Origin of the sequence: Streptomyces sp. NPDC048603 (assembly GCF_043199475.1) — a bacterium.
Classification (GTDB): domain Bacteria; phylum Actinomycetota; class Actinomycetes; order Streptomycetales; family Streptomycetaceae; genus Streptomyces.
On record NZ_JBICVY010000003.1, the window covers coordinates 672038 to 687818 of the forward strand.

Annotated in this window: 13 protein-coding genes; 10 read left to right on the forward strand and 3 right to left on the reverse strand. The window is 73.5% G+C overall.

The annotated features are described in order from the left end of the window. The first annotated feature begins 158 nt into the window (after window positions 1-158). Window positions 159-2033 carry a hypothetical protein gene (locus tag ACGFQ9_RS09815; RefSeq protein ID WP_393572947.1) on the forward strand — a complete coding sequence of 625 codons (1875 nt, stop codon included), beginning with the start codon at window positions 159-161 and terminating at the stop codon, window positions 2031-2033. A gap of 521 nt (window positions 2034-2554) precedes the next feature. On the opposite strand, the gene ACGFQ9_RS09820 is transcribed toward ACGFQ9_RS09815, so the two are convergent. Further along, window positions 2555-3370: a hypothetical protein gene (locus ACGFQ9_RS09820; RefSeq protein ID WP_393572949.1), complete on the reverse strand. Its 816-nt coding sequence runs from the start codon at window positions 3368-3370 to the stop codon at window positions 2555-2557. A 62-nt stretch (window positions 3371-3432) separates the two neighbouring features. On the opposite strand from ACGFQ9_RS09820, the gene ACGFQ9_RS09825 reads away from it, so the two are divergent. The 4 genes from ACGFQ9_RS09825 to ilvD all read left to right on the forward strand — a co-directional run bounded on the left by ACGFQ9_RS09825 (window position 3433) and on the right by ilvD (window position 8122). Continuing rightward, window positions 3433-4359 carry a Ppx/GppA family phosphatase gene (locus tag ACGFQ9_RS09825; protein WP_393572950.1) on the forward strand — a complete coding sequence of 309 codons (927 nt, stop codon included), beginning with the start codon at window positions 3433-3435 and terminating at the stop codon, window positions 4357-4359. Window positions 4360-4524: 165 nt separating this feature from the next. Further along, entirely contained in the window at window positions 4525-5421 is an 897-nt protein-coding gene (locus ACGFQ9_RS09830; protein WP_393572951.1) for a sugar phosphate isomerase/epimerase family protein, read from the forward strand. Further along, window positions 5418-6089, forward strand: coding sequence for a TetR family transcriptional regulator (locus ACGFQ9_RS09835; RefSeq protein ID WP_393572952.1), 672 nt, complete (start codon window positions 5418-5420; stop codon window positions 6087-6089). The genes ACGFQ9_RS09830 and ACGFQ9_RS09835 overlap by 4 nt, the downstream gene beginning before the upstream one ends. Before the next feature lie 182 nt (window positions 6090-6271). Then, window positions 6272-8122: a dihydroxy-acid dehydratase gene (gene ilvD / locus ACGFQ9_RS09840; RefSeq protein WP_393572954.1), complete on the forward strand. Its 1851-nt coding sequence runs from the start codon at window positions 6272-6274 to the stop codon at window positions 8120-8122. Between the two features lie 97 nt (window positions 8123-8219). Here ilvD and ACGFQ9_RS09845 read toward each other — a convergent pair whose 3' ends face one another. Then, window positions 8220-10451: a PQQ-binding-like beta-propeller repeat protein gene (locus ACGFQ9_RS09845; protein WP_393572955.1), complete on the reverse strand. Its 2232-nt coding sequence runs from the start codon at window positions 10449-10451 to the stop codon at window positions 8220-8222. A 105-nt stretch (window positions 10452-10556) separates the two neighbouring features. Between ACGFQ9_RS09845 and ACGFQ9_RS09850 the strand changes: the two genes are divergently transcribed. The 5 genes from ACGFQ9_RS09850 (at window position 10557) to proC (ending at window position 14113) form a co-directional block, all read left to right on the forward strand. Beyond that, the gene (locus ACGFQ9_RS09850) at window positions 10557-10868 is read left to right on the forward strand and encodes a peptidase (RefSeq protein ID WP_393572956.1); all 312 of its coding nucleotides are present in this window, start codon (window positions 10557-10559) and stop codon (window positions 10866-10868) included. Between the two features lie 190 nt (window positions 10869-11058). Beyond that, window positions 11059-11508: a hypothetical protein gene (locus ACGFQ9_RS09855; protein ID WP_393573036.1), complete on the forward strand. Its 450-nt coding sequence runs from the start codon at window positions 11059-11061 to the stop codon at window positions 11506-11508. A 59-nt stretch (window positions 11509-11567) separates the two neighbouring features. After that, window positions 11568-12446, forward strand: a complete 879-nt coding sequence (locus ACGFQ9_RS09860) for an ABC transporter ATP-binding protein (protein ID WP_393572958.1) — start codon at window positions 11568-11570, stop codon at window positions 12444-12446. Next, window positions 12443-13213 carry an ABC transporter permease gene (locus tag ACGFQ9_RS09865; protein ID WP_393572960.1) on the forward strand — a complete coding sequence of 257 codons (771 nt, stop codon included), beginning with the start codon at window positions 12443-12445 and terminating at the stop codon, window positions 13211-13213. Before ACGFQ9_RS09860 ends, ACGFQ9_RS09865 begins: the two co-directional genes overlap by 4 nt. Before the next feature lie 90 nt (window positions 13214-13303). After that, entirely contained in the window at window positions 13304-14113 is an 810-nt protein-coding gene (proC, locus tag ACGFQ9_RS09870) for a pyrroline-5-carboxylate reductase (protein WP_393572962.1), read from the forward strand. A 60-nt stretch (window positions 14114-14173) separates the two neighbouring features. Here proC and trpS read toward each other — a convergent pair whose 3' ends face one another. Beyond that, window positions 14174-15172, reverse strand: a complete 999-nt coding sequence (gene trpS, locus ACGFQ9_RS09875; RefSeq protein ID WP_393572964.1) for a tryptophan--tRNA ligase — start codon at window positions 15170-15172, stop codon at window positions 14174-14176. Between the last annotated feature and the right edge of the window lie 609 nt (window positions 15173-15781).

Below are 15781 nucleotides of genomic sequence, written 5' to 3' on the forward strand. Positions count from 1 at the left end.
CGTAACGGCCGCCACCGACAGGGCCGGGCCGTCACCGGCAGGACCGGGCCGCCGGCCGTCAGGGAAGCTGTCCTGTTTTGGCCGATCTGGTCACCCGTAAGGGTTAAAACTGCTCAAGGCTTCCAAGGCGTCACCGGCGCGCCGCCTACGGTCGCCCAGTGACCAGCAGCAGTCAGGCACAACCCGACGCGCGCACCGGCGCACACCGGGCGCACGGGCGCACGCCCTCCGGGGAAGACCAGCCTCCCGCCTCCCCCCACGAGCCGTATCTGGACGGCCTCTTCACCTATTGCCTGTCCGTGCTGTGCGATCACGAGGCCGCCGTCGAGGTGCTTGGCGAGGTCCTGGCGGTGGCCGAACGCTACCCGGGGCGATGTCCCGGCGAGGGGGAGCGCAGGTCGTGGCTGTACGCGCTGGCCCGCTGGGCCTGTCTGCGGCGCCTGGGCGAGCAGCGGCGGACCCGGCACGGCAGGCCCGGCCGGGCCGCGGGCCGGATCGCGGACCGGTCCGAGGGGCGGACCGCGCAGGACCCCGCCGCGGGGAGCGTGCGCAGCCCAGGGTGTGCGCCGGAGCACAGGGGGCGCACGAACGGTGCGGAGGGCGGCGCACCGGCCGCCGGCGCCGGTCCGGCCACCCCGCACACGACGTCCGCGGCGGAGGAAGCGGCCGAGGACGACCTCCGACAGGCCGAGCTGGCCCGGCTGGCCTGGCCGGAAGCCGCCGGTACCACCCCCGAGCAGCGGGAGGCACTGGAACTCGCCGTCCGCCACCGCCTCGGCGTACCCGAACTGGCCGCCGTGCTCGGCACGCCCCCGGCCGCCGCCCGCGAGCTGCTCTCCGGCGCCGCCTGCGAGGTGGAGCGGACCCGGGCCGCCCTCGCCGTCGTCGAGACCGGCTGCTGCCCGGCCCTGGCCCGGCTCACCGGCGACAGCCAGGTCCTGCTCTCCACCACGCTGCGGGTCGAGCTGGTCCGCCACGTCGACGACTGCCCGCGCTGCCGCAGGCTCGCCGAGCGGGCCGGGGCCGCCGGCCCCTGGCCCGGCTCCGGCGGGACCCGTACGGCGGCCCTCCCGCTGGTCCCCGCCCCGCGCGGAGCCGTCCACGCCGCCCGGCTCGGCGCCGCCCGGTCCGTGCGCGCCACCGCGCCCCGGTTCACCCGTGCCGGCTTCCCGATGGACCCCAGGGACCGCGCCGCCCGCCGCGACCGGATCCGGGCGCGGGCGGTCACCACCACGGTGGTCGCCACCGTGGTGGCCGCGCCGGTGCTGGCGCTCTGGGCGGCGTACCGGGGCGCACCCAGCACGGGCGAGCCCGCCGGGGGCGCGGGCGCCACCCGCATCTCCGCCGACGGTGCCGAGGAGCCCGCGCAGGCGGACGGCGGCCCGTTCCCGGCGTACGAGAACGCCGGGAACGCCGCGCGCACCGGCAGCACGCCCGGCTTCGCCGAGAGCAGCCGGACGCACCCGGACTCCGACGTCTCGGTCGAGGTGATCAGCACCGGCGCCCCCACCGCCACCCCGCCGGGCCCGGCCGGACCGGGGAGGGTCGAGGTGGCCGCGGTGTCCCGTGGCGGCACCACCTACCTGCGGCTCACCGCGTCCGGCGGTGCCCCCGTGCACTGGCGGCTCTGGTCGGACGCGCCGTGGCTGCGGGCGGAGCGGACCTGGGGCACGCTGGCGCCGGGAGAATCGGTCACCCTGCGGATCACCGTGGACCGGGCAGGCCAGCCCGCCGGCCCGTGGATCGGCCGGGTCGGCGTCGAACCGGGCGACGCGGTGATCGCGATCCAGGGCCGCGGCCGCCCGGCGGCCACGCCGGTACCGCCGCCGGCCGCCACCCCCGCGCCGACCCCGGCCCCGACCCCTCCGCCCACGGACACCCCGGGGCCGACGCCGACACCGACACCGACTCCCACCCCGACACCCACGGACACCCCGGCCCCGACACCCGCACCCACCGGGAGCCAGACCCCGATCCCGCCCCAGGAGCCCTCCCCGGGCGGAACCGTTTCCCCGGGGCCGACCGGTCCGTAGCGGGACGGCGGTCCCGGCTGGTCCTGCGGCTGGCCCCCGGTCGGTCCTGCGGTTCAGTCCCGCGGCGGCGGTACGGACGGGGAGACGGGCGGCTTCGGCTTGGGCCTGGCCGGCGTACCGGTCAGAGACTGCGCCGGTGCCGGCGGGGAAGAGGAGGCCGGGCCCGCCGTGGCCGTGGGCACGGACGTGGGCGCCGGCGCGGGCGGGGACGGCGCGGGGGAGGACGCCGAGGAGGCTGTCGCCGTCGGTGTGGCCGACGGGGCCGGAGCTGTGGGCGTCGGAGTCGGAGACGTGGTGACGGCGGCGGCCGGAGCCGAGGAGCCCGGCGCCGGGTCACCCCCGTCCGCCTGCCCGCACCCCACGGTGGCCGCGATCACCAGCAGTGCCGCTGCCTTCCCCACGCCGTCCCGGACACGTCCGTACATGACCCCTCCCAGACTTCGGCTTCCCGACACCCGCCGCGCACCGGACACCGGGCCGCGGGCTCACCGGATCCTAGGACTCACGCCGGATCCTGGGACTCACGCCGGGTCGGCCGGGGGGACCGGGTCGGCCGGGTGGGGTGCCATCGGCAGGAGCGAGGCCAGCCGGGCCTCGCACAGCTCGACCAGCACGTCGTACGCCTCCTTGCCCATCAGCTCGGTGAGCTCGGCCCGGTACGAGACGTAGACCGGCTGCCCGGCCCCGTGCGCGGACGTCGCCGAGGTGCACCACCAGTGCAGGTCGTGGCCACCCGGGCCCCAGCCGCGCCGGTCGTACTCGCCGATCGAGACCTGCAGCACCCGCGTGTCGTCGGGCCGGTCGATCCATTCGTACGTGCGCCGGATCGGCAGCTGCCAGCAGACGTCCGGCTTGGTCTCCAGCGGCTCGCGGCCCTCCCGAAGGGCCAGGATGTGCAGGGAGCAGCCCGCGCCGGCCGGGAAACCGGGCCGGTTCAGGAAGATGCACGCGCCCTTCCAGCGGCGGGTCTGCTTCTCGCCGTCGTCGTCGAACTGCGTCCACCCCGTCTTGTCGCCGACGTCGTGGAACTCCCACAGGTCGGGGGTGAGCCGTGCCACGTGCTCCGCGACGCGCTTCTCGTCGTCCTCGTCGGAGAAGTGCGCGCCGAGCGTGCAGCAGCCGTCCTCGGCCCGGCCGGCCTTGATCCCCTGGCAGCCACTGCCGAAGATGCAGGTCCAGCGCGAGGTCAGCCAGGTCAGGTCGCAGCGGAAGACCTGCTCCTCGTCGGCGGGGTCGGGGAACTCGACCCAGGCCCGGGGGAAGTCGAGGCCCTTCTCGTCGGGCTCGGCGGCCTTCCCGGCCGTCTTCTTCGTCTTGGCCTTCTTCGAATTTGGCACAAACCCAAGCCTAAGCGCCCCTTACCTCACCCATCCGCGTCCGGGCCAGTAGCGTTTCGCGTATGAGACTCGGTGTCCTTGATGTGGGTTCGAACACGATCCATCTGCTGGTGGTGGACGCGCACCCCGGCGCGCGCCCGCTTCCCGCGCACTCGCACAAGGTGGAACTTCGGCTGGCACAGCTTCTCGACGACTCCGGCGCGGTCAGCCCGGAGGGCGTGGAGCGGCTGGTGTCGGTGATCGCGGGCGCGGTGATCGCGGCCGAGGACAAGGGCTGCGAGGAGGTGCTGCCGTTCGCGACCTCCGCGGTGCGGGAGGCGCCGAACGCGGACGAGGTGCTCGACCGCGTGAAGTCCGAGACCGGCGTCGACCTCCAGGTCCTGAGCGGTGCGGACGAGGCGAAGCTGACCTTCCTGGCCGCCCGGCGCTGGTTCGGCTGGTCGGCGGGGAAGCTGCTGCTGCTGGACATCGGCGGCGGCTCGCTGGAGATCGCGTACGGCATCGACGAGGACCCGTACGCGGCGGTCTCGCTGCCGCTGGGCGCGGGGCGCCTCACGGCCGGCTGGCTGCCCGGCGACCCCGCCGACGCGGCGGACGTCAAGGCACTGCGGCGGCACGTGCGCGCGCAGATCGCGCGGTCGGTCGGCGAGTTCAGCCGCTTCGGCACCCCCGACCACGTGGTGGCCACCTCCAAGACCTTCAAGCAGCTGGCCCGGATCGCGGGCGCGGCGGGCTCGGCGGCCGGTCCGTACGTACAGCGGGACCTGAGCCGGAAGGACCTGGAGGAGTGGGTCCCGCAGCTGGCGTCGATGACGGCCGCCCAGCGGGCCGCCCTGCCGGGCGTCTCCGACGGCCGCGCCGGCCAGCTGCTGGCGGGCGCACTGGTCGCGGAGGGCGCGATGGACCTGTTCGGCGTGGACCAGCTGGAGATCTGCCCCTGGGCCCTGCGCGAGGGCCTGATCCTCCGCCGCCTGGACCACATGGGCTAGGGGCCGTCCGGAAGGCCGTCCGGAAGGCCGTTCGGAAGGGCCGTCCGGAAGGGCCGTCCGGAAGGGCCGTCCGGAAGGGCCGCCCGGACGGGTGCGGCCGGGGCGAGGGGCCCGGGATTTCCCCCGGGCGGGGCCCGGCGGCGGAGCGGCCCGTACGCTGTCCCCGTGGCAGAACCCGTCCGGATCCCCAACGCGAAGGTCGCGCTGAGCACTGCCTCGGTCTACCCCGAGTCCACCGCCACCGCCTTCGAGATCGCCGGCCGCCTCGGTTACGACGGGGTCGAGGTGATGGTCTGGACCGACCCGGTCAGCCAGGACGTCGCGGCGCTGCGGCGGCTGTCCGACTACCACCAGGTGCCCATCCTCGCCGTCCACGCCCCCTGCCTGCTGATCACCCAGCGGGTGTGGTCCACCGACCCGTGGACCAAGCTCCGCCGCGCGCAGGCGGCAGCCGAACGGCTCGGCGCGTCCACCGTCGTCGTCCACCCGCCGTTCCGCTGGCAGCGGCAGTACGCCCGCGACTTCGTCAGCGGCATCTGGCGCATGGCCGACGAGACCGACGTGCGGTTCGCCGTCGAGAACATGTACCCCTGGCGCTATCGCGACCGCGAGATGCTCGCCTACGCCCCGGAGTGGGACGTCACCAAGGACGACTACCGCCACTTCACCGTCGACCTCTCGCACACCGCCACCGCCCGGACCGACGCCACCGCCATGGTCGACCGGATGGGCGACCGGCTCGCCCATGTACACCTCGCCGACGGGAACGGCTCCGCCAAGGACGAGCACCTCGTCCCCGGCCGCGGCACCCAGCCCTGCGCCGAGCTGCTGGAACGCCTCGCGCTCAGCGGCTTCGACGGCCACGTCGTGATCGAGGTCAACACCCGCCGGGCCATGTCCTCCGCCGAGCGCGAGGCAGACCTGGCCGAGGCACTGGCCTTCACCCGTCTGCACCTGGCCACGGCCACGGCCACGCACACGGCGGCGAACGCCGCCCGTCCCACCGACCCCGCCGCCCGGTCCGCGGACGGCGGCACCCACCGGCGGGTGCCGCGCCCGTGAGCACCCCCGCCGCCCCCGGCCCCGCCGGCGACGCACCGGAACCCCGGCGCCCCCGCCGCGGCCCCGGCCGGCCGCCCCGCGACGCGGCCGACGACGGCCCCAGCACCCAGGAACGCATCCGGCTCGCCGCCCGCGAGGTGTTCGCCGAACGGGGCTACGACAAGACCTCCGTTCGCGGCGTCGCCAAGGCCGCGGGCGTGGACCCGGCCCTGGTCCACCACTACTTCGGCACCAAGGACGACCTCTTCGCCGCCGCCGTCGAGGTCAGCATGGAGCCCGCCCTCGTCGTCCCCGCCGTGATCGGCGAAGGCCCCGAGGGCATCGGCGAGCGCCTCACCCGCTTCTTCCTCGGCGTCTGGGAGAACCCGGCCACCCGCGCCCCGCTGCTCGCCGTCATGCGCTCCGCCCTCACCCACGAGGCCGCCGCCAAGGTGCTCCGGGAGCTCGTGCTGCGCCGCGTCGTGGAGCGGGTCGCGGCCGACCTCGACGTCCCCGACCCGACCTTCCGCGCCGAGCTCGCCGCCTCGCACATGGTCGGCATCGCGGTGCTGCGGTACGTCGTCCAGGTCGAGCCGCTCGCGTCCGCGGACCCGGAGGCCATCGTCGAACTGGTGGCGCCCACCCTGCAGCGCTACCTGACGGAAGCCCGACCCGATACGGCGACCTGACGGAAGCCCGGCCCCGATACGGCGCGACCTGACGGAAGCCCGGCCCGATACGGCGCGACCTGACGGAACCCTGACCGAAGGCTGACCATCCCGTCCCGGGATCCGGACACCCTGTCCGTATCGCGATCAGGAGGCGTAGCCTCGTAATGAGCAATGTCCATACTCATGGGGAGCTGAACCCGATGCCCGAGCTGAGGTCCCGCACCGTCACCCACGGCCGCAACATGGCGGGCGCGCGCGCCCTGATGCGCGCATCGGGCGTAGCGAGCGAGGACATCGGGAAGCCGATCATCGCGGTCGCCAACTCCTTCACCGAGTTCGTGCCCGGCCACACCCACCTCGCCCCCGTCGGCCGGATCGTCTCCGACGCCATCCGGGCCGCCGGCGCCGTCCCCCGCGAGTTCAACACCATCGCCGTCGACGACGGCATCGCCATGGGCCACGCCGGCATGCTCTACTCCCTCCCCTCCCGCGACCTGATCGCGGACAGCGTGGAGTACATGGTCGAGGCGCACTGCGCCGACGCCCTGATCTGCATCTCCAACTGCGACAAGATCACCCCCGGCATGCTGATGGCCGCCATGCGCCTGAACATCCCGGTGGTCTTCGTCTCCGGCGGCCCGATGGAGGCCGGCCAGGCCACCCTGGTCGACGGCACCGTCCGCAAGCTCGACCTGATCGACGCGATGGTCGACGCGTCGAACGAGAACATCTCCGACGAGGACGTCCTCCGCATCGAGGAGAACGCCTGCCCGACCTGCGGCTCCTGTTCCGGCATGTTCACCGCCAACTCGATGAACTGCCTCGCCGAGGCCATCGGACTGGCCCTCCCCGGCAACGGCTCGGTCCTCGCCACCCACACCGCCCGCCGCGCCCTCTACGAGGAGGCCGGCCGCACCGTCGTCGAGATCACCAAGCGCCACTACGAGCAGGACGACTACTCGGTCCTGCCGCGCAACATCGCGTCCCGCCAGGCCTTCGAGAACGCCATGGCCCTCGACATCGCGATGGGCGGCTCGACCAACACGATCCTCCACCTCCTCGCCGCCGCCCAGGAGGCCGGCCTGGACTACGACCTGAAGGACATCGACGAGGTCTCGCGCCGCGTCCCGTGCCTGGCGAAGGTCGCGCCGAACGTCGCGCCCGGCGGCACGTACTACATGGAGGACGTGCACCGCGCCGGCGGCATCCCCGCCATCCTCGGCGAGCTGCACCGCGGCGGCCTGCTCAACAAGGACGTCACCTCCGTCCACTCCGCCAACCTCGAAGACTGGCTGGCCAAGTGGGACCCCCGCTCCGGCACCGCCACCGACGAGGCGATGGAGCTGTGGCACGCGGCCCCCGGCTGCAAGCGCTCCGCCACCGCCTTCTCCCAGTCCGAGCGCTGGGAGTCCCTGGACCTGGACGCCGAGGGCGGCTGCATCCGCTCCGCCGAGCACGCCTACTCCAAGGACGGCGGCCTCGCGGTCCTCAAGGGCAACATCGCCGTCGACGGCTGCGTGGTGAAGACCGCCGGCGTCGACGAGTCCATCTGGACCTTCGAGGGCCCGGCCGTGGTCTGCGAGTCCCAGGACGAGGCCGTCGAGAAGATCCTCACCAAGCAGGTCACGCACGGCGACGTCGTCGTCATCCGCTACGAGGGCCCCAAGGGCGGCCCCGGCATGCAGGAGATGCTCTACCCGACCTCCTTCCTCAAGGGCCGCGGCCTCGGCAAGACCTGCGCCCTGATCACCGACGGCCGCTTCTCCGGAGGCACCTCGGGCCTGTCCATCGGCCACGCCTCCCCGGAGGCGGCCTCGGGCGGCACCATCGCCCTGGTCCAGGACGGCGACCGCATCCGCATCGACATCCCGAACCGTTCCATCGAGCTCCTGGTCGACGAGGAGACCCTGGCCGCGCGCCGCGAAGCCCTCGGTGGCGTCTACGCCCCGAAGGACCGCGAGCGCACGGTCTCCGCGGCCCTGCGCGCCTACGCGGCGATGGCCACCAGCGCCGACAAGGGCGCCGTCCGCGACGTCTCGAAGCTGGGCTGACCCACCGACCCCACCGGGCTCCCCGAACCCCGCCGCCCTCCCGGACCGGCGGGGTTTCGCCGTTACGGCCCCGGTGCCCGGGCCGACGCCCCCCGGCTCACCAGCTCCCGGGATCGGCGGCGTCCACGGCGAACACCGACCCGTCGGGCGCGCTCGCGAACACCTTGCCGTCAGCGGCCACGGGAGCCGGGAGCGCCGCGGTGTAGGTGGTCCCGGACGCCATCCGGGGCTGGGTCTGCCCGACGAGACGTCCGGAGTCCGCGTCGACCGCCAGCAACCTCCCGTCCAGGGCGGTCACATACACCCGCTCGCCGACGTGGACCGGCCGGGAGGCGTCCGTGACTCCGGTCTCCAGCCGCCACCGCTCCCGGTCCGGGCCGACGGCAGCGAGGGCACCGGACGTGCCGAAGACGTAGACGGAACCGTCGGCCGCCACGGCCGCCTGCGCATCCGTCAGCGGTGCCGCCGGCCGGGTCTGCCGTACCGCCCGGGTCCGCAGGTCCACCCGCACCACGGTGTGGGTGAGCATCCTGGTGTCGGCCGCCAGCAGGTGCAGCTGTCCGGCGGCCACGCCGACGGGTGCCGCCGTACCCGCCGTCCGTACCCGCCACGCGACCGATCCGCCCGCTGCCTCCACCCCCATGACTTCGGTGCTGCTGCCGTCCGCGGTCGGCGTGGCCACGTACAGGCCCGGCCCCGGCGCCGCCTCCGGCCCGGGGAACCACACCGAGCCGATGCCGCCGAGCTGCTTCGTCCAGCCCGCCGTACCCGTCGCCGCGTCGTACGCGGTGACGGTGCCCGTGGTCGTCACGACCAGGACGCGTCGGCCGGCGGGCACCAGCCTGGCCCCGGGGGGCAGGTCCTTGCGCCAGCGCTGAGCACCGGTGGCCGGATCCAGTGCCCGGACCCCGCCGTCCGGGAGCGCGGAGACGAGCACGAGGCCGCCCGCGGAAACCGGTGCGGCCGCGCCGCCCGGGGCGGTTGCCTGACCCGGCAGCGGAACCGTCCAGGCAGCCGATCCGTTCCTGGGGTCGATCCGGGCCGCCACCCCGGGTGCCGCACAGAACAGCGCCGCCGAAGCCCAGGAGCAGGCCGGTGCCTGCGCCGGCGCTCCGCGCGGACCCAGCGCGACGCTCCAGCCCGCGAACGCGCCGGCCCCGGAACCGGGTCGGGCCGTCGAGGTGCTCCCTGCGCCGCCCCGCCCCGAGCCGGACCCTGAGACGAGGTGCATGCAGCCGCCCACCAGGCCACCGGCCAGCAGTGCCACGACGCCGGCCCACAGCACGGGCTTCCTCCACGGACGCGAGCGGCCCGGTCCGGCCGGCGGGACCTGGGCGGCAGAACCGCCGGCCGGCCCGTCCACCGGCCCCACCAGGACCGCCCGGTCCCGTCGGTGCGTCTCCTGCCGGCGTTCCCGCTCCCGCTCGGATTCCCGTCGGCAGGCTGCCGCGCGCGTAGCGGACACCGGCTGCCTCGGCTGCGGTATGAAGGCCCGGGTGTCGTCGTCGGACGTCGGGTAAGCAGCCGCGCGCAGCACCGCGATCAGCTCGTCCGCCGACGGCCGCCGGGCCGGTTCCTTCGACAGGCAGCGCTCCACGATCCGGGCGAGCCGCGGCGGCACACCGGTGAGGTCCGGCTCGTCGTGCACCACCTGATAGGCCACGATGTACGGGCTGTCCGAGTCGAACGGCCCCCGCCCGGTCGCCGCGTGCACCAGCACCGACCCCATCGCGAACACGTCCGCCGCCGGCCCGACCTCCCGCGGCCGCTGGAACTGCTCCGGCGCCATGAACGGCGGAGTCCCGATCAGCTTCCCGGTCTCCGTCCGCAGATCACTGTCGTACGGCCGGGAGATCCCGAAGTCGATCACCTTCGGCCCGTCGGCCGCCATCAGCACGTTGCTCGGCTTGAGGTCCCGGTGCACCACACCGGCCCGGTGGATGTCCCGCAGCGCCTCGGCCAGCCCTGCTCCCAGCCGCGCCACCTCGGGCCCGTCGAGGATCCCCTCCCGTACCCGCTCGGCGAGCGTCGGCGCATCGATGAACAGAGTGGCCATCCACGGCCGCTCGGCATCCGCGTCGGCGTCCACGACGGGCGCGGTGAAGGCTCCGCTGACCCGCCGTGCGGCGGCGATCTCCTGCCGGAACCGGGCCCGGAACTCAGGATCGACGGCGTGCTCGGCATGCACGACCTTCACGGCGAGCTTCAGACCGGAGGCCGAAGTGGCCAGATGCACTACGCCCATGCCGCCGGAACCGAGCACGGATTCCAGCCGGTACTGCCCGGCGTACTCGGGAAATCCGGCTTGCTCGGCGCGCAGCGACTGCATGGCCCACCACCCCCGCCGGAGCCTAGTCGATGACCCGTACGATTCGGCCACAGCCTGCTACCCTGCGCGAGTTGCCGAGCGGACAGCTCAACGGGGGAGACACGCATGTCGGTTGAAGACCAGGTAAGTGAGCCGGGCGAGGCCACGACCCTCGCGGCAGAGGCTGTTTTCCCCTCCTACCCGATCGCCCCGGGCTACCAGGTCAACGTCCGCAGCGGCCCGGGCACCGGCTACCCGGTCGTGAAGGTCCTGCCTCTGGGCGCCTGGGTGTCGATCCGCTGCCAGTGCCCCGGCACCACCGTTTCCGGCCCGTACGGCACCACCAACATCTGGGACTGCATCGGCAACGGCCAGTTCGTCTCCGACGCCTACGTCAAGACGGGGACCGACGGCTACGTCGCCAACCGCTGCGGCTGACACATCCGCGCAGCCCGGCCGGGGCGGGCGTCCGACACCCGGACCGCTCCGGCCGCTCCCGCCCCGGCGGGGGATAATCGCAGGCGTGAGCGACGAGCAGCAGCAGGCGCAGCAGCAGGCGCAGCAGCAGGACAAGGCCGATAGGGCAGACAGGGCAGACAAGGCCGCTGTCGGCCCCGAGCCCGAGCCGATCAAGTTCTTCGGCACCACCTGGGTGAACCACGACAACGGCTACGCCCTGCGCCGCGTAGGCGTGGCCGCCGGCTCCCTGATCACCGCCGTCGCCGCCGCGTTCCTGCTGCGCGCCGCCTACGAGGGTCTGCAGATCGGCGACGTCGGCCCCTTCCTCTCCATCTCCGTGGTCGTCCTCTTCGCGATCTCCAGCGCCATCGCCTTCTTCAAGACCTGGGAATCGTTCAAGTACCGCCGGCGGCCGTCCTCCGACGAGGCCTCGCTCAGGGGCCTGAAGCTCATCGGTTTCATCGGCTCGCTCATCGCGTACTTCCTGCGCTGCCTCCAGGAGGCCCCCGGCGAGGCACTGCACCGTGCCGAGTACGAGAAGGCCCTCGCCGAGTACACCCGCCGCCGCAGCGCCCGTACCGGCAACCCGGCCGCCCGTCGCCCCAAGCGCAAGAAGTAGCCCGGGTACGCACCCCCGCCCATTGACGCCCCGGCACCGCCAGGAGCAATATTCATCACATGAGGAATATGGAAGGCGGGGAGCCCCCCGACCCACCCGCAGCAGCCGCCACAGCCGCACCGGTAGCAGCCGCCACAGCCGCGGTCGCCGCAGCCACCGCGCCCGCCGTCCGTGCCCGCGCCCTGACCGTCCGCCGCGGTACCGGCCGTGCCCTCCGCGCCGTCATCGACGGCATCGACTTCGACGTCCCCCGCGGCCGCATCACCGGCCTCCTCGGCCCCTCCGGCTGCGGAAAGACCACCCTCATGCGCGCCGTCGTCGGCACCCAGGCCCACGTCACCGGCACCCTCGAAGTCCTCGGCCGTCCCGCCGGCCACCCCGACCTCCGCTCCCGCATCGGGTACGTCACCCAGGCCCCGTCCGTCTACGACGACCTCACCGTCCGGCAGAACCTCGACTACTTCGCCGCGATCCTCAACCCGGGCCGCGCCGCAGCCGAAGCCCGCCGCGCCGACGTCGACCGGGCCATCGCCGACGTCGACCTCGCCGCCCACACCCACGCCCTCGCCGGCCGGCTCTCCGGCGGCCAGCGCAGCCGCGTATCCCTCGCCGTCGCCCTGCTCGGCACCCCCGAGCTGCTCGTCCTCGACGAACCCACCGTCGGCCTGGACCCCGTCCTCCGCCGCGACCTCTGGAACCTCTTCCACGAGATCGCCCGCACCCGGGGCACCACCCTCCTCGTCTCCTCCCACGTCATGGACGAGGCCGAGCGCTGCCACGACCTCCTCCTCATGCGAGACGGCCGCATCCTCGCCCAGGACACCCCGGACGGCCTCCGCGCCGGCACCGGGTCCGAGACCGTCGAGGCCGGCTTCCTCCACCTCGTCGACGAGGCGAACCACCAGGCGCACCTCCGCTCCCGGGAGCCGCAACCATGACCGCGACACACCTCGCCGGCACGCAGGCGATCAGCCTGGCCCGCACCACCGCCACCGCCGCCCGCGTCCTGCGCCAGCTCCGCCACGACCCGCGCTCCATCGCCCTGATGCTGCTGGTCCCCGTCCTGATGCTGACGCTCCTGCGCTACGTCTTCGACGGCAGCCCGCGCACCTTCAACGGCATCGGCGCCAGCCTCCTCGGCATCTTCCCGCTCATCACGATGTTCCTCATCACCTCCATCGCCACCCTCCGGGAACGCACCTCCGGCACCCTCGAACGCCTCCTCGCCATGCCCCTCGGCAAGGCCGACCTCATCGCCGGCTACGCGCTCGCCTTCGGCAGCCTCGCCGTCCTGCAGTCCCTCCTCGCCACCGGCACCGCCCTCTGGGTCCTGGGCCTCGACGTCATCGGCTCGCCCTGGCTGCTGCTGCTCGTCGCCCTGCTCGACGCCCTCCTCGGCACCGCCCTCGGCCTGTTCGTCTCCGCCTTCGCCGCGTCCGAGTTCCAGGCCGTCCAGTTCATGCCGGCCGTGATCTTCCCCCAGCTGCTGCTCTGCGGCCTGTTCGCCGCCCGCAACACCATGCAGCCGGTCCTGGAAGGCATCTCGAACGTCCTCCCCATGTCCTACGCCGTCGACGGCATGAACGAGGTCCTCACCCACACCGACATGACCGCCGACTTCGTCCGCGACGCCCTCGTCGTCGCCGGCTGCGCCTTGCTCGTGCTCGCCCTCGGCGCGGCCACCCTCCGCCGCCGCACCCCCTGACCACGCATCGGACAGCCCGTCCCGCACCACCGGCCGAGTGCAAGGATGAGGCCGTACGACCTTTGAAGACTTTCGGCGAGGTGAGTCCGCATGACCCAGACAGTCGCAGTCCTCGGCACCGGCAAGATCGGCGAGGCCCTGCTCAGCGGAATGATCCGCGGCGGCTGGCCCGCCTCGAAGCTCCTGGTCACCGCACGCCGTGCCGAGCGCGCCGAGGAACTGCGCACCCGCTACGGAGTGGAGGCCGTCGGCAATGCCGAGGCCGCCAAGCGCGCCGACACGCTCATCCTCACCGTCAAGCCGCAGGACATGGGCAAGCTCCTGGAGGAACTCGCCCCGCACGTCCCCGCCGACCGCCTCGTCATCAGCGGCGCCGCCGGCATCCCCACCTCCTTCTTCGAGGAGCGGCTCGCCCCCGGCACCCCCGTCGTGCGCGTCATGACCAACACCCCCGCCCTCGTCGACGAGGCCATGTCGGTCATCTCCGCCGGCAGCCACGCCACCGCCGCCGACCTCGCCCACGCCGAGGAGATCTTCGGCGGCGTCGGCAAGACCCTCCGGGTCCCCGAATCCCAGCAGGACGCCGCCACCGCACTCTCCGGCTCCGGCCCGGCGTACTTCTACTACCTCGTCGAAGCCATGACCGACGCCGGCATCCTCCTCGGCCTGCCGCGCGCCCAGGCCCACGACCTCATCGTCCAGGCCGCCATCGGCGCCGCCGTGATGCTCCGCGACAGCGGCGAGCACCCGGTCAAGCTCCGCGAGGCCGTCACCTCCCCGGCCGGCACGACCATCAACGCCATCGTCGAGCTGGAGAAGCACGGCGTACGGGCCGCCCTCATCGCCGCCCTCGAAGCCGCCCGCGACCGCAGCCGCGAACTCGCCTCCGGCAACAGCTGACGCCCGGGGCCCCGCATCGCGGGGCCCCGCCGCCTCCCGCACGGGACGGGACCGGATGCTTCAGGGGACGAGCAGCCCGATCGCCTCGTACGCCCGGTCCACCACCGGCCGGGCCAGACCCCGGGCCCGTTCGGCCCCCGCCCGCAGCACCCCCTCCACCGCGGCCGGATCCGCGGCCAGCTCCGCGTGCCGTTCCCGCACCAACCGCAGCACCTCGACCACCGCCTCCGCGACGTCCCGCTTCAGCGCGCCGTACCCGTCGTACCCCTCGGCCAGCCGCTCCGGGTCCCCGCCCGTGCAGGCGGCCAGGATGTCCAGCAGGTTCGCCGCCCCCGGCCGCGTGGCCCGGTCGTACACGACCCCGCCCTCGTTGTCCGTGACCGCCCGCATCACCTTCCGCGTCACCGTCTCCGGCTCGTCGAGCAGATAGACGATGCCCGGCCCGGAGTCGTCGGACTTCCCCATCTTCGAGGTCGGGTCCTGCAGGTTCATCACCCGCGCGGCCACGGCCGGAAGCGTCGCCCTCGGCACCGTGAACGTGTGCCCGTACCGCTGGTTGAACCGCACCGCCAGGTCCCGGGTCAGCTCGACGTGCTGCCGCTGGTCCTCGCCCACCGGCACCTCGTCCGTCCCGTACGCGAGGATGTCCGCGGCCATCAGCACCGGATAGGTCAGCAGCGACAGCCGCACCTGCTCCCCGGAAGTCCGCGCCCTCGCCGTCTTCTCCTTGTACTGCACCATGCGGCGCAGCTCCCCGTCGGAGGCGGTGCACTCCAGCAGATAGGCGAGCCGGGTGTGCTCGTCCACATGGCTCTGCACGAAGAGTGTGCACCGCTCCGGGTCCAGCCCCGAGGCCAGCAGCAGCGCCGCCGCCTGCCGGCTCAGCCGCCGCACCCGCGCCGGATCGTGCTCAACGGTCAGCGCGTGCAGGTCGACGACGCAGAACAGCCCGTCGTCAGGAGCCGCGACCCACTGCCGTACGGCGCCCAGATAGTTGCCCAGCGTCATGTGCCCGGTCGGCTTGATCCCGCTGAAGACCCTTGCCGTGTCCCTTGCCATGTCCGTCCCTGCTCCCTGTCGGTGTCGGTGGCTGCCGCGAGTGGCCCGGCGACCGACTGCCCGGAGGGCAGAAACACGAACGGCCGCCGAAGCGGCGGCCGTGGAGCGCATACGTGCTCGCGTCGAAGGTCGGCCGCCGTCAGGCGGCCCACCAGCGAAGGCTGAGCGCGAGCGCATGCGTGGTCATGCGCCCCAGGCTAGACCCGCGGGCCGGCTCCCGGCGCGGGGTTTGATCCCGTGGCGGGGGCAGGGCAGGGACGTGACCCAGGAGGGGGTTGACACAGACTTCCGAGGTCCGTAAGGTTCTTCGAGTTGTCCGACGTGAGCGCCGACTCCGGTCGGTCCCCGGACAGCCATTCCGCAACACTCATTCGAACGAACGACGCACTTCGTCGTCTCGTTTTCATGCGTATTTGCGAATGAGGAATCCGTGTCCGAGAGGCACAGCCGCCGATTAGGTCGGGGGCAAGGAATCCGCTAAGGTCTCACCTCGTCGGAACGGCTCAACGAGCCAGGAAGACAAACCCGCTGACTGGGAGTCAGGCCCGAAAGGATCTGATAGAGTCGGAACCGCCGGAAGGGAAAAGCGCGAAAGCGCCGGAACCGGAA